12 protein-coding genes are annotated in these 13556 nt (G+C 73.1%); 5 read left to right on the top strand and 7 right to left on the bottom strand.

Going from position 1 to position 13556, the window contains the following annotated elements; translation table 11 throughout:
• Positions 1–164 precede the first annotated feature (164 nt).
• Complete coding sequence (locus ABT294_RS16495) at positions 165–893, top strand: Clp protease N-terminal domain-containing protein (RefSeq protein ID WP_350806503.1); 729 nt, start codon at positions 165–167, stop codon at positions 891–893.
• Here the strand turns inward: ABT294_RS16495 and ABT294_RS16490 are convergent.
• Complete coding sequence (locus ABT294_RS16490) at positions 844–2289, bottom strand: N,N-dimethylformamidase beta subunit family domain-containing protein (protein ID WP_350806502.1); 1446 nt, start codon at positions 2287–2289, stop codon at positions 844–846. The genes ABT294_RS16495 and ABT294_RS16490 overlap by 50 nt on opposite strands.
• 53 nt (positions 2290–2342) lie before the next feature.
• Positions 2343–3248: a lactonase family protein gene (locus tag ABT294_RS16485; RefSeq protein WP_350806500.1), complete on the bottom strand. Its 906-nt coding sequence runs from the start codon at positions 3246–3248 to the stop codon at positions 2343–2345.
• Between the two features lie 31 nt (positions 3249–3279).
• On the opposite strand from ABT294_RS16485, the gene ABT294_RS16480 reads away from it, so the two are divergent.
• Entirely contained in the window at positions 3280–4191 is a 912-nt protein-coding gene (locus tag ABT294_RS16480) for a bifunctional helix-turn-helix transcriptional regulator/GNAT family N-acetyltransferase (protein ID WP_350806498.1), read from the top strand.
• Here the strand turns inward: ABT294_RS16480 and ABT294_RS16475 are convergent.
• Positions 4160–6334 carry an MMPL family transporter gene (locus ABT294_RS16475; RefSeq protein WP_350806497.1) on the bottom strand — a complete coding sequence of 725 codons (2175 nt, stop codon included), beginning with the start codon at positions 6332–6334 and terminating at the stop codon, positions 4160–4162. The two genes, ABT294_RS16480 and ABT294_RS16475, sit on opposite strands and share 32 nt — an antisense overlap.
• Before the next feature lie 94 nt (positions 6335–6428).
• On the opposite strand from ABT294_RS16475, the gene ABT294_RS16470 reads away from it, so the two are divergent.
• The gene (locus ABT294_RS16470) at positions 6429–7022 is read left to right on the top strand and encodes a TetR/AcrR family transcriptional regulator (protein WP_350806495.1); all 594 of its coding nucleotides are present in this window, start codon (positions 6429–6431) and stop codon (positions 7020–7022) included.
• Between the two features lie 18 nt (positions 7023–7040).
• Here the strand turns inward: ABT294_RS16470 and ABT294_RS16465 are convergent, their stop codons facing one another.
• The 4 genes from ABT294_RS16465 to ABT294_RS16450 form a co-directional block, all read right to left on the bottom strand.
• Positions 7041–8063, bottom strand: coding sequence for an alkaline phosphatase PhoX (locus tag ABT294_RS16465; protein WP_350806493.1), 1023 nt, complete (start codon positions 8061–8063; stop codon positions 7041–7043).
• A gap of 244 nt (positions 8064–8307) precedes the next feature.
• Complete coding sequence (locus ABT294_RS16460; protein ID WP_350806492.1) at positions 8308–8919, bottom strand: class I SAM-dependent methyltransferase; 612 nt, start codon at positions 8917–8919, stop codon at positions 8308–8310.
• Positions 8916–9572 (bottom strand): TIGR04282 family arsenosugar biosynthesis glycosyltransferase, encoded by a 657-nt coding sequence (locus ABT294_RS16455; RefSeq protein WP_350806490.1) that lies wholly within the window; start codon positions 9570–9572, stop codon positions 8916–8918. Before ABT294_RS16455 ends, ABT294_RS16460 begins: the two co-directional genes overlap by 4 nt.
• 92 nt (positions 9573–9664) lie before the next feature.
• Positions 9665–10132, bottom strand: a complete 468-nt coding sequence (locus ABT294_RS16450; protein ID WP_350806489.1) for a Dps family protein — start codon at positions 10130–10132, stop codon at positions 9665–9667.
• A gap of 111 nt (positions 10133–10243) precedes the next feature.
• On the opposite strand from ABT294_RS16450, the gene ABT294_RS16445 reads away from it, so the two are divergent.
• Together ABT294_RS16445 and ABT294_RS16440 are read left to right on the top strand one after the other, a co-directional pair.
• Positions 10244–10933 (top strand): helix-turn-helix domain-containing protein, encoded by a 690-nt coding sequence (locus tag ABT294_RS16445; RefSeq protein ID WP_350806488.1) that lies wholly within the window; start codon positions 10244–10246, stop codon positions 10931–10933.
• The gene (locus ABT294_RS16440) at positions 10930–13248 is read left to right on the top strand and encodes a VIT domain-containing protein (protein WP_350806487.1); all 2319 of its coding nucleotides are present in this window, start codon (positions 10930–10932) and stop codon (positions 13246–13248) included. Before ABT294_RS16445 ends, ABT294_RS16440 begins: the two co-directional genes overlap by 4 nt.
• The last annotated feature ends 308 nt before the right edge of the window (positions 13249–13556 follow it).

The raw sequence follows: 13556 nt of genomic DNA, 5'->3' as shown, positions 1-13556 counted from the left end.
TGAGAAACGCCAACTCCGATGACGCCCACATCAGCCCAGACTGGTGCAAACCGGGCGAACCAGGCCGTCAGCTAGGCATCGCTGGGATGTGACAACTATCCCTGGCAGTCTCAAATCGTCAACGCAAGGTTGACGATCCCGATTCGTCAACCTATGGTTGACGCATGGAATCACACGTACGCCTCGACGACCTCATCAACGCGATCAGGAGCCGCCACGACGGCGACCCGCTGGGCGAGCTGTCCGACGCGGTGACCCTGGGCGAGCACCTGGGCGAGGTGGCCGACCACCTGATCGGCCACTTCGTCGACCGGGCCAGGCACGCGGGCGCCTCCTGGACCGACATCGGACGCAGCATGGGCGTGACCAAGCAGGCGGCCCAGAAGCGGTTCGTCCCCAAGGAGGGCGGCTCGCTCGCCGACGACCTGAGCACCTACACCCGCTACACCCAGCGGGCCCGCAATGTGGTGGTGCAGTCGCAGGAGGAGGCCCGCGGCTCCGGGCACGACCACATCGGCGTCGGCCACCTCGTGCTCGGGCTGCTGCACGAGCCCGAGGCGCTGGCCGCCAAGACCATGGTGACGCTCGGCGCGCCGCTCGAGTCGGTCAGGACCGCCGTCACCGCCACGCTCGGCCCGCCGAGCGAGTCGGTGCCCAACCTCCTGCCGTTCGCCGCGCAGAGCCGGAAGGTGCTGGAGCTGACGCTGCGCGAGGCGCTGCGGCTCGGGCACAACTTCGTCGGCACCGAGCACCTGCTGCTCGCCGTGCTCTCACTGGACGACAGCCCGGTCGCGGACGCCCTGGCGGGGCTGGGCGTCACCAAGGAGCCCGCGGAACGCGAGATCAAGAGCATGCTCCACGCGATCCTTCAGGCTCGCGAGGGCAAGGACTGACCCGCTGAGGCGGCCGGACCGGCCCCTTGGCGAACCGCGTCAGGATGTTCCTCGTGGCGCGGCGGGTGAAGGCGGCGGCCGCGTCGGTCACGCCGTGGCCGCACCGCTTTCCGCGCATTCCGCACACCCAGCGCATCGTGCCGGAGGCGAACACCCCCGCCCCGCTGGGCGCGGTGTAGTAGGTGGTGTCGGTGACGGTCGCCCGCCCGCCGCAGTTGACCGGCGAGCTGGCCAGCACGCTGACGTGCTCGGGAGACCCCTTCGCCACCCTGTCGGTCTCCACTCCCGCGAGGCCGGGGAAGCGCCTGCCGTGCGTCCCGCGGAAGATCCAGTGCCCGGGCCGGCGCACCAGGTAGGCGGCCTCGGCCGGGAAGCAGTCGTACATCTGCCCGACCAGCGAGCTCTCCGGGTTCGAGTCCCGCCACAGCGGGCACTGGGTCTCCTTGTCGCACGCGACCATCCGGCCGTAGAGGCCGATCCGCCAGTAGACGGCGTTGGCGCCGAGGAAGGCCAGGTTCACCCCCTGGTCGCGGGCCCGGGTGACGGCGGCGCGCATGGCGGGCGACCAGTACTCGTCGTGCCCGAGCGACACCACCGCGCGGGCGCCGTCCAGGGCTCCCGGCCGCAGGTCGAGGCTCGTCAGGTAGGCGAGGGGCACCCCGCTACGCTCGGCCACCTCGATGGCGTCCTTCTCGAAGTCGAGGAAGAGCCGCGCGCCCGAGGTGTCGTACGGACGGTCGAAGGTGACCTTCCGCGAGCGGTCGTCGAACCCGCCGGGCCCGGTGTAGAGGCTCCGACCTCCCCACGAGTTGTAGGCCTGCCAGGTGGTGACCGCGTTGACGAGCACCACCCGCCCCTGCGTGGACGCCGAGCGCACGGTGATCGGGACGTACCGCTGCCCTCCAGTGGACGCGTCGAGCCGCACCAGGTACGCGCCCTCCCGCCAGCCGGTGGTCTCGACCGTGAGCGACGGCTTCCAGTGGGCGGCCGTCACCATGCCCTGGACCGTCTTCGGCGGCTCCTGCCGCACCCCTGGAATCTTCCCGGACTCCCACACCTCGGTGGGATTCACCCCCATCCGGAAGACATGGACGGTGAAGCGCGGCGCGGTGGTGGAGACGCGCAGCCGGAACCGCTGCCCCGGCAGCACGCTGACCTGGTCGGCGAACCCCTCGATCTCGTGCTCGCCGCCCTCCTTGGTGATCCGCCACGCCTCCTGCCGCGCGCCCGGCTCCGACGGGACGGCCTGGGGCGGGGCCGCTGAAGGCGCGGCGGACGGCTTGGCGGGCAGATTCACTGGGGGCGCCGCCGGGCCGGAGCAGGCGGACAGCAGCAGCGCCAGGGCGGTGCTGCACGCGGTGAACAGCAGGGCCACGACGGCGAGGGTCTTGCGCACAGCCGCCATCGTCACCGACTCGGACGCCCCGCGCCCCCGGCTTAACCGACTGATTACCCGACCAGCACGCAGGCCGGGCGTTCCACCTCGATCACCTCGCCGGTGGGCCGGGGCACCCCGTCGTCGAGCGCGAACACGGCGACGGCGTCGGACTCCTGGTTGGCCACGTACATGCGGTCGCCGTCGATGGCGAAGTGGCGGGGCCAGTCGCCGCCCGACGGCACCTCCGCGACCGGCTGGAGGTCGTCGGCGCGCAGCACGGACACGGTGTTGGGGCCGCGGTTGGCCACGTACACGAGGTCGCCGGCGAGCTCCAGGTGCGAGGGGTGGTTCACGCCCCCGGCCCGTGAGGCGGGGGCGCTCACGAGCTCGTCGCCGTCGATGGCGGTGACGGTGCCGTCGAGCTCGCCCGCGACATACAGCCGGGAGCCGGAGAAGGCGAAGTGGCGCGGGCCCGTGCCGGGCGGCAGCTTCAGCGGCGGCAGCGGCTCGCCGTCGAGGGTGTAGCGGCGGATCTCGTCGGTGCCCAGGTCGGAGACGTGCAGCAGGCCGTCGTGGAAGACGGCCTGGTGGGCGTGCGGGCCTTCCTGGCGGTCGGCGACCGGCCCCGAGCCCTCGTGGCGCAGCACGATCGGCTCGCCGGTGAACGCGCCGCGCGAGTCGAGGCGGTGCAGGCTGACGGTGCCGTCGCCGTAGTTGGCGGCCGCCAGCAGGGTGCCCGACGGGTCGACCGCCACGTGGCAGGGGCTGTCGCCCTCGCTGGAGCGCTCGTCCAGCGGCGCGAGCCCGCCTTGCGTGGTGAACGCGGTCAGCCAGCCGCGGGCCAGTTCGCCGGCCGCGTAGAGCACGGGCAGGGAGGGGTGGGCGGTCAGGAACGAGGGGGACGCGACGCGGGTCAGCTCGCCGCCGGCGGTGAGGATGCCGGGGCCGTATCCGCCGATGTAGAGGGGGTGCTTCACAGGAGGCATCCTCTCATGCTTGACTGTGGCAATGAATTCGTTGACAGAGGCAAGGGTCTCCGAGGTCAAGGCCTTCAACCGGTTCTATACCAAGTTCATCGGGGTCCTTCAGGCCGGCCTGCACGACTCCCCCTACTCGCTGACCGAGGCGCGGGTGCTGTTCGAGCTGGCGCAGGCGGGGCCGATGGAGACCGGCGACCTGCGCGTCCTGCTCGACCTCGACGCCGGCTACCTGAGCCGGATCCTGAGCCGCTTCGAGGCCGACGGCCTGGTCTCCAGGGAGCGCTCGGCGGCCGACGCCCGCAAGCAGGTGGTGCGGCTGAGCGAGGCGGGCATGGTCGCCTACACCGGGCTCGACGCCAGCTCCGCCGAGGAGGTCGGACGGCTCCTCGACGGGCTCGCGGACGAGGCCCAGCAGCGGCTGGTCAGCAGCATGACGACGATCAGGAGCGTGCTCGGCGAGGCCGACCGGCGCGAGCCGTACGTCATCCGGCCGCCGCGCGTCGGCGACCTCGGCTGGGTCGTCTTCCGGCACGCCGAGCTCTACAGCCGCGAGCAGGGCTGGGGCATCGAGTTCGAGCAGCTCGTCGCGCGGCTCGTCGGCGAGCTCGACCTGGCACGCGACGCGGGGTGGGTCGCCGAGGTCGGCGGCGAGCGCGCCGGCTGCGTGTTCCTGCAGCACCAGGACGAGACCACCGCCAAGCTGCGCATCCTGCTGGTCGAGCCGTCCGCCAGGGGGCTCGGCATCGGCCGCCGGCTGGTCGAGGAGTGCGTGCGCCACGCCAGGGCCGGCGGCTACAAGCGGATCGAGCTGTGGACGCGCAGCTGTCTGGTGAGCGCGCGGCGCATCTACAAGGCGGCCGGGTTCGTGATGGAGTCGGAGCAGAGGGGCGTGGAGAACGGGGTCGAGATCACCGACGAGGTCTGGGCCCGCGCCGTCTAGGCCACCAGTTCAGCGGCCCGGCCAGGCGCATCAGGCTGGGCACGAGCACGGCCCTGATCACGGTCGCGTCCACCAGCACCGCCACGGCCATGCCGACGCCGAGCATCTGCACGAACGTCACCCGCGCGGTGGCGTAGGCGGCGAAGGAGAGCGCCAGGATGCCGCCCGCGGCGGTGATCAGCGGCGCCGACCGCTGCAGCCCCGTCGCGACGGCTTCCTCGGTGTCGCCGGTGCGGTCGTACTCCTCCTTGACGCGCGACAGCAGGAACACCTCGTAGTCCATCGACAGGCCGTACGCGACGCAGAGCATGAGGATGGGGATGCTCGGGTCGAGCGTCCCGGTGGGGGTGAAGCCGAGCAGGCCCGACAGGTGCCCCTGCTGGAAGACCCAGACGATGGCGCCGAACATGACGCCCAGGCTGAGCAGGTTCAGCACGGTCGCCTTGAGCGGCACGACCAGGCTGCGCGTCATGAGCAGCAGCACGGCGAACGTCACGGCCGGCATCAGGCCGAGCAGCAGGGGCAGCCGGTCCACCACCGAGGCGCGGTAGTCGGCCAGCTCGGCCGGGTACCCGCCGACCAGCGTCTCGAACGGCGCCCCGACCTGGCGGACGGCCTCCACGAGCTGGACGGGGTCGCCGGCCAGCAGCTCGGCCGACGGCACGACCGACAGCCACGTTCCCCCGGCGCCGGTGAACCTGGCGGGGTCGCCGTCGCCGATCCGGACGCCCCGCGCGTACGAGCCGGCGGCGGAGTCGACCTGGGTGACGCCCGGCAGGCGCGACAGCTCGGCCGCGTAGCCGCTCACGTCGCCCGCGGCCCCTTCGGAGACGACCTGGATCGCGTCGGTCTCCTCGGCGGGGAAGCTCTGGCGGATGACCTCCTGGGTCTGCCGGGAGGACGCCTCCGGCGGCAGGATCCGGTCGTCGGCCGTCCCGAACCGCAGGCTGAGGAAGGGCGAGGCGAGCAGGAGCAGGACCACCGCCGCGACCCCGCCGAACACCAGCGGCCTGCGCATCACGCGGGCGGCCAGCCCGTGCCAGAAGCCGCCCTCCCGCTCGGGCCGCTCCCGCTTCGGCAGCGTCGTGCCGCCGATGGAGGCCAGCACGGCGGGCAGCACGAGCACCGCCGCCACCAGCCCGCCGATCACCACCGCGATGCCCGCGTACGCGAACGAGCGCAGGAAGTCGAAGGGCAGCGCGAACAGCACGGCCAGGGAGGCGGCCACGGTGAGGCCGCTGAAGAGCACCGTCCGCCCGGCGTGCTCGACGGCTCCGGCCACCGCCGCCGCCCTGTCGTGTCCCAGGCGCGTCTCCTCGCGGAACCGGGCGAGCACGAACAGGCAGTAGTCGATGCCCAGCCCCAGCCCCATGGCCAGCGTCAAATTCAGGGCGAACGTCGAAATATCGGCGAACATCAGGACGCCTCGGAGCAGCGCCAGCCCCACCACCATGGCGAACACCCCGGCCAGGATCGGCACCAGCGCGGCCACCGCCCGGCGCAGGTAGAGCCAGAGCAGCACGAACGCCAGCGGGAAGATCACCAGCTCGGCCCGGACGAAGTCCTGCCTGGCCAGCGGCACGGTCTCCCTGAACACCTCCTCCCCTCCCCCGGCCCGCACCTGGAGCAGCTCGTCGCCCTTGGTGATCTCGGGCACGAGCCGGGGCAGGATCCGGGCCCGCACGTGGTCGGCGTCCCCGGGGATGCGGACCACGATCAGCGCGTGCCTGCCGTCCTCGCTGCGTAGCGTGGCGGGCCTGCCGCGGGTCCAGTAGGACGCGGCCTCCGCCACCCCCTCCTGCCGGGCGACCCGCGCGGTCAGCTCCGCGCCCGCCGCCGCGACCCGCGGGTCGTCGACCGTCCCGGCCTTCGCGGTCACCAGGAAGATCATGTCCGGGCTGCCGGTGTGGAAGCGCGCGGCCAGCTCGGCCTGCGCCCGGTCGGACTCCGAGCCCGGGGCCTCGAACCTGGCCAGCGACAGCCTCGGCACCGCTCCGGCGGCCAGCGCCCCGGCGACGACCAGCGCCAGCAGCGCCAGCGTGAGGACCCACCTGCGCCGCCGCACCAGGACGCGGCCCAGCCTGCGCAACGGCGGCCCGGCCTGCTCACGCGACGGCGGCCTGCGCGTCACCACGGTCTCCATAGGCTCTCCCCGACAAAACTCGGTAAACTACTCGTGTTTCCACCTTCGATCCAGAAATACAAGTAAATGCTCGTATTTGTCAACGAGGTGCCTCATGACTGAGCGCGTGGTACGGCGGCAGGCGCGTGGCCTGAAACGGATGGCCGAGATCCTCGACGCGGCCGAGCTGGTGATCGCCGAGATCGGCTACCCGGAGATGACGACCAACCAGGTGGCCGCCCGCGCCGGGCTCTCACCCGGGTCGCTGTACCAGTTCTTCCGCAACAAGGAGGAGATCCTCGACGGGCTGGTGACCCGCTACACCGACGACCGGCAGGAGTTCTGGGCCGCGCGGCTGGCGTCCGTCACGCCCGAGGTGCCGCTGGAGACGCTGATCGGGCGGCTGGTGGACGAGAGCGTGGCGTTCAAGACGCGGGCGCCCGCCTACTGGGCCCTGCTGTACGGCTCGGCGACGAGCGACAGGCTGAGCGCGGCGGCCGGACGCCTGCACGACGCCATCGCAGGGCAGATGGCCGGGATGCTCCGCCGCCGCACCCCCGCACTGACCCCGGACCGGGCCCTCCTGCTGGCGACCATGTCGGTGGCGGCGGTCAAGGCCGTCATGCCGCTCGTCTCCACCGCCCAGCCGGACCAGGCCGCCGACCTGGTGGCGGAGCTGAAGGTCATGCTGCTGCGCTACCTGAGCTGACCCGCACGCCCCGACGCGCTAGGGGCGGAACGGGCCCGCGACCTCGAAGGTGTCGCCGTCGCTGCGCCCGCGCTTGGCGGAGAAGTACAGCCGACCGCCGTCGGGCGAGAACGCCAGGCCGGTGAGCTCGGCGCCCGCGTGCCCGTCGAGCACGCAGAACGGCGTCACCGACCGGTCGGGGGAGATGACGTGGATCTCCGTCGTCTCGCGGGCCACGTACAGGTCGCCCGAAGGGGCGGCGGTGATCGCCCGGACGCCGTCGTACACGCGGTCGAGCGTGGACGCCTCCGCGTCGTAGGCCCACAGGACGCCGTCGCCCTTGGTGGTGAAGTAGCAGACCCCGCCGGCGTAGTGGCAGGCGTCGCCGCCGTCGAAGTGGCGGGCGTCCTCGACCTGGTGCCGGGACGCCTTGAGCAGCGCCGCCGGCGACGGCACCGGCCGCCAGGCGCCGGAGACGCACAGCACCTCGAGGGTCCCCTCGGTGAGGTCGCCCCAGTCGCTGGGCCTGAAGCGGTAGAAGCAGCCGTCGGGCTCGCCCTCGGTGAGGTAGACGACCTCGCGGTCGGGGTCGCAGGCCGCGGCCTCGTGCTTGAACCGCCCCATCGCCAGGCGGGGGCGGGCGGCGCGGACGCCGTACGGGTCGCACTCGAAGACGCGGCCCCGATGCCCCAGCTCGCACGACAGCCAGCTGTGCCACGGGGTGGCGCCTCCCGCGCAGTTCAGATCGGTGCCCGACAGGATGCGGTAGGCGTCGCCCACCGAGCCGTCGGCCCGGAAGCGCAGCGCGGCCGCTCCGCCGAGCAGCGGCAGCTCCGAGTTGGACACGTAGATCCAGCCGGGGCCGTCGGGGAAACAGGCGCCACCGTCGGGGGCGGCGTGCCAGGTGAGCCCGGCCACCTTGCGACCGGAGCGCGCCACCACCCTGCCGGTGAAGCCTCCGGGCAGGGCCAGACCGTCGGCGCCCGGCGGCTGGATCGGGCCGTACGGGCTCTCCGCGCCCTCCCAGAGCGGGCCCGTGCGGAGAAGAGTCTTGTGGGACATCGTGGGCCTCCCTCTAGTGGCCACGCTAGTCGACCGCACCGACATGAATGGCAGGGACTCGAGAGATCAAACTCTGCGCAAACCCGCGGCCACCAGCCCCTCCCAACCACCGCACACCGACCAGCGGCGCCCATCGAGGCGACCGGCCCGCCGACGCCGTCCGGCGGTGTCGAGCCGCGTATCCAGGGCGTTTCCAGGGGCGGCGCGGGGGCGGCGATGTGATCGCGCTCGGACGTGACCGCGTTCAGCGGAGGGCGGCGAACCAGCGGCCCGCCGACTCCTCGCGGTGGGTGATCATGAAACCGGTCGAGCTCCCCAGCGCGGGAAGGTCCGTGAGGGAGACCGTCGCCCAGGGGAACCAGGCGCCGGTCGCGGCGCCGTGGCGCAGCCGGACGCGGTCGACGGCGCTGGGCGTGTCGGGCGGGGCGACCTCCGCGACCACCTCGCCTCCCGTCCTGACCAGTTCACGCATCCGCCGCAGCAGGGCGGCGGGGTCGCCGCCGATCCCGATGTTGCCGTCGGCCAGCAGCACCGTGGACCAGCGGCCGCTGCCGGGCACCCGGTCGAAGACGTCCCGGCACAGGGCCAGGCCGCCCGCGCGGCGGGTCAGCCGCACGGCGTGCGGGGTGATGTCGATGCCCAGCGCGGCCACGCCCCGCCGGGTGAGTGCGACCGTGAGCCGCCCGGGGCCTGAGCCGACGTCGAGCGTGGGCCGCGTGCACCGCGCCAGCATCGCCTCGTCGCCGTCGATCGGCTCCAGCCAGCGGGTGGCGTCCAGGGGGTGGCGGCGTCCGTCGGCGTACTCGACCTCGATCGCGGCCCCGTCGAGCGAGCGCGCGTAGAGCGGGCCGATCACCCGGCCGCTCCCGCGCCGAGCCGGGCCAGCGTGGCGGCGAAGCGGGTGCCGGGTGCCAGCCCGGCGACCAGGCGGGCGTCGGCGGCGTCGTCCACGTCGGTCAGGGACGGCAGGACGGCCACGTCCAGGCCGGCCTCGCGCAGCCGCCCCAGCTGGGCGCGTCCGGTGCCGGGGCTGGACATGGGGACGCCCAGGAGCAGTGCGGGATCGGGCCGCCGCAGCCCGAGCAGCCAGAAGCCGCCGTCGGTGGCGGGCCCGAACACGGCGTCGTACCCGCGCAGCGCGACGGCCGCCCGCTGGAGCAGAGCGGGGGTGAGTTGCGGCGTGTCCATCCCGACGAGCACCACAGGGACGGGCCGCCGCCGGTGGACGTCCTCGAACGCCCACGCCAGCCGCTCGTCCAGCCCGTCCCCCCGCTGCGGAACCACCCCGAACCCCCGCGCGCGCCCGTCCCATGGGCCCTGCCGGACGTCGTCGAGGGCGAGCACCCGGTCGGCGGCCGGGGTCGCCGCGACGGCGCGCAGGGTGTCGTCGAGGGCCGCGGCTGCCAGCTCGGCCGCCTCGGACGGCGTGTAGGGCGGGGTCAGCCGGGTCTTCACCCTGCCGGGGACTGGGCGCTTGGCGAGCACGACGAGCTGCGCGCGGTCGGTCATACCCACGCACGCTAGATCGCCAAGAGGCGATCACCTCTTACGTCCTGCTTACGCCGACGAGCCGCCCAGGACGTGGCAGGCTTCCGGGCGGTTCAGAGCTGGGCCTGGAACATCCAGCGCTGCTTGTCGACGTCCTGCGAGACGGCGATGAGGATGTCCTGGGTGACAGGGTCGGGCTCTTCGGTCGCCCGCACGCGTTCGCGCATCCGCTTGCCGATGCCGTCGAGGGTGTCGGTCATGCGCGCGACGACCTTGCCGTCCTCGATCCAGCCGTACTCGGGCTGCGGAAGCCTGGTCGACTTGGCGACGGTGCTGGACCGGCCGTCGGGGTTGATGCCCAGCGCGACGGCCCGCTCGGCGACCGTGTCGGCGTGCTCGCGCGCCAGCGCGACCACCTCGTCGAGCTGCAGGTGGATCGGGCGGAAGTGCGCGCCGATCAGGTTCCAGTGCGCCTGCTTGCTCGCGAGTGAGAGGTCTATGAGATCCACCAGGGCGCCCTGCAGAGCCTCCGTGACGGTCTTCTTGGCGTCGCCGGAAAGCGGGCCGGTGATCGTAGCCATGATGTCGTACCTCCCCGTCGTTCTGACCTCACTGTCCCCTTGGGACAACGCCCCTCTCTGCCCGGATTCTTCCGGTTGACACTGCAATAATGACAGTGTCATTGTGAAGGTATGAGCAAGACCTGGACCATCGGCGAGCTGGCGCGACGCGCCGCCGAGGCGCTGCGCGCGCACGCGCAGCCGGTCAACGGCCGGGTCCGTGAGGTGCCGGGAGAGCGCCTGATCAGGTGGTACACCACGATCGGCCTCGTCGACCCGCCACTGGCCAGGCGGGGCAGGGTCGCCCAGTACGGCAGGCGCCACCTGTTGCAGCTGGTGGCCGTCAAGCGCCTGCAGGCGGCGGGGCACTCGATCGCCGACATCCAGGCCGCCCTCACCGGCGCGACGGACGCAATGCTCGAAGACGCCGCCCACCTGGCCCCTGCCCGCACCGGGAGCGCCGCACCGCCCACCGTCCCGTCCGCTCCCGGCGAGGCCCCCCGCGAACGGTTCTGGGCCGAGCGGCCTGCACGCCGCGCCGGAGCGCTGACGGTCCCCCATGAAGACGTCCCCCTGGCGCAGGCGGGGCCGCAGACGGGGGCCCTCACCGGCGGCACGGACGGCCGGGAGCCGCGCGCCCTGGTGGACCGGGCGCCCGAGGCGGGCGGCGGAGCCGGTGCGGTCTGGGGCGTCCGGCTCGGCGACGGGGTACGGATCGTCGTTGACGGCGCCGGGCGCTCCCCATCCGATGACGACGTCCAGGCGGTGCTCGCCGCGGCGGCGCCGCTGGTCGCGGTGCTCGTAGAGAGGAAGCTGGTATGAAGATCACTTCGCTCGAGCCGGCCCGGTGCCTGCCGGTGCCCGACTCGGGGTTCGGGGCGCTGCGGACCGAGCGCGGCAACCTGCCACTGGAGAGCGTCGACGTCAAGGCCGACATCTCCGGGCTGATCGCCGGGGTCGAGGTGACGCAGGGCTTCCGCAACCCGTTCGACGTCACGCTGGAGGCCACCTACGTCTTCCCACTGCCCGACAGGGCGGCCGTGACGGCCTTCCGGATGGAGGCCGACGACCGGGTGATCGACGGCGTGCTCAAGGAGCGCGGCCAGGCCAGGGCCGACTACGACCAGGCCCTGCGTGAGGGCAGGCGCGCCGCGATCGCCGAGGAGGACCGCCCGGACGTGTTCACGATCCGGGTGGGCAACCTGCTGCCCGGCGAGCGCGTCTCGGTACGGCTGACGTTGAGCCAGCCGCTCCCGTACGAGGACGGAGCCGCGACGTTCCGGTTCCCGCTGGTCGTCGCGCCGCGGTACATCCCCGGCAGCCCGATCGACGGGCCTCCGGCCGGTGGCGGCGTCGCGCCCGACACCGACGCGGTGCCCGACGCCTCGCGCGTCACTCCCCCGGTGCTGCTGCCCGGCTTCCCCGACCCGGTGCGGCTCTCGCTGTCGGCGACGGTGGACCCCGCCGGGCTCGACCTGCGCGAGCTGGCCTCCAGCCTGCACGTGGTGGAGGAGGAGGGGAACACCGTACGGCTGCGTCCCGGTGAGCGGCTGGACCGTGACTTCATCCTGCGGATGTCGTTCGACGCGTCCACGTCGCTCCAGCTCGACGGGCGCGGCACGTTCGCGCTGACGGTGGTGCCGCCGGCGCTGGAGTCGCGGCGCACGCCGCGCGACCTGGTACTGCTGCTGGACCGGTCGGGCAGCATGGGCGGCTGGAAGATGGTCGCCGCCCGCCGGGCGGCCGCGCGGATCGTCGACACGCTGACCGAGCACGACCGTTTCGCGGTGCTGACCTTCGACTCGGTGGTGGAGCAGCCCTTCGACGACGGCCTGCGGGAGGCCACCGACCGCAACCGCTACCAGGCGGTCGAGCACCTGGCCAGGGTGGACGCCCGTGGCGGCACCGAGCTCCTGGAGCCGCTCCGCCAGGCCGTCGGGCTGCTCGGCGACTCGTCCAGGGATCGCGTCCTGGTGCTGGTCACCGACGGGCAGGTGGGCAACGAGGACCAGATCCTGGAGCAGGCGGGGGGCGCGCTGTCGGCGATGCGCGTCCACGCCGTCGGCATCGACCGGGCGGTGAACGCCGGCTTCCTCGGCAGGCTGGCGGGGCTGGGCGCGGGCCGCTGCGAGCTGGTCGAGTCCGAGGACCGGCTGGACGCGGCCATGGAGCAGATCCACCGCCGCATCGGCGCCCCGCTGGTCACGGACCTGTCGCTGAAGGGGCTGGACGTCGAGCCCGGCACGGTCACCCACCTGGGGTCGCTGTTCCCGGGCGTCCCGCTGCGGGTCCACGGCCGTTACCGCGACGGTTCGGCGGTGACGGTCCGCGGCCTGGCCTCGGCGGGAACGCCGTGGGAGCAGCAGGTCACCGGCACGGTCGTAGACAGTCCGGCGATCCGCGCCGTCTGGGCCCGCGCCCACCTGCGCGAGCTGGAGGACCGGTACGCCATGGGCGAGCACGAGCTGGAGTCCCAGATCGTGCGGACCTCGCTGGAGTTCGGCGTGCTGTGCCGCTTCACCGCGTACGTCGCGGTGGACACCAGGCAGGTCGCCGAGGGCGAGCCCGAGCACCGCGTCATCCAGCCGGTGGAGCCGCCGAGCGGCTGGGAGCTGCCCGCGAACCCGCCGATGGCGCCGGGCTTCATGGCGCAGGCGGCGCCCATGGCCGCGTTCCGCTCCAGGTCACCCGGCTTCGGCGCCGCCATGGACGCGGGCCTCGCCGGCCCGGCCGCGAGCGGCCCGCTGGCGGGCGGCCCCGAGGGTGGCTCCGCGGGCGGATCGATCGGTCCTCGCGGCCCGCTGTTCGCCACGCCCGCCGCCTCCCGGCCGCCTCGGCGCGGCCTGGAAGCGGTCAGGTCCCAGCTGGTGGCGGAGCTCGACCGGCTCCGTGCGCTGCGCGCTCCCGACCCGCTCTACCTGGCCGACCTCGGCTCCCGCCTGTCGGCGCTGTCGTCCTTCCTGGGCGGCCACGCGGAGCTCTCCGCCCTGGCCCGCGAGCTGGAGGCGGCCGACCAGCCGGGCGCGGACGCGGAGGCGCTGCGGCTGCACGCCATCGAGGTCCTCACCGCACTGACGGGAACCGCGAGCGCGCCCGGCGCCCCGGAGGCCCGCCGCCCGTTCTGGAAGCGCACCTGACCCTGCGCCACGTTCCGGCTCCTGCCGCCTGATCTCGGCGGCGGGAGCCGGGTGAACGGCGTCGGCCAGAAAATGCGAATAGCCATCTGTCCGGATTTCACGGCGCGTTTCCGTCATGGCCACTCACGTATTGGCCGCCTATTTTCACTCTCAGGCACCCATGATGAACACCGCGTATCGCCACGGCGTGATCGCATCCCATCGCCCGCGACCGCCCGGTCACACAGGGCAAAGAGAGAGCTGTCTGAGCCGCTCAGCGCTTTACGCGACCGATATTCGACCCGCGCCGATAATGCCGTTCCGTGCCA

The sequence above is a fragment of the Nonomuraea sp. NPDC000554 genome (assembly GCF_040300065.1).
Taxonomy (GTDB): domain Bacteria; phylum Actinomycetota; class Actinomycetes; order Streptosporangiales; family Streptosporangiaceae; genus Nonomuraea.
Note: the sequence above shows the minus strand (reverse complement) of the source record. Positions and strands in the feature narration are given on the sequence as shown.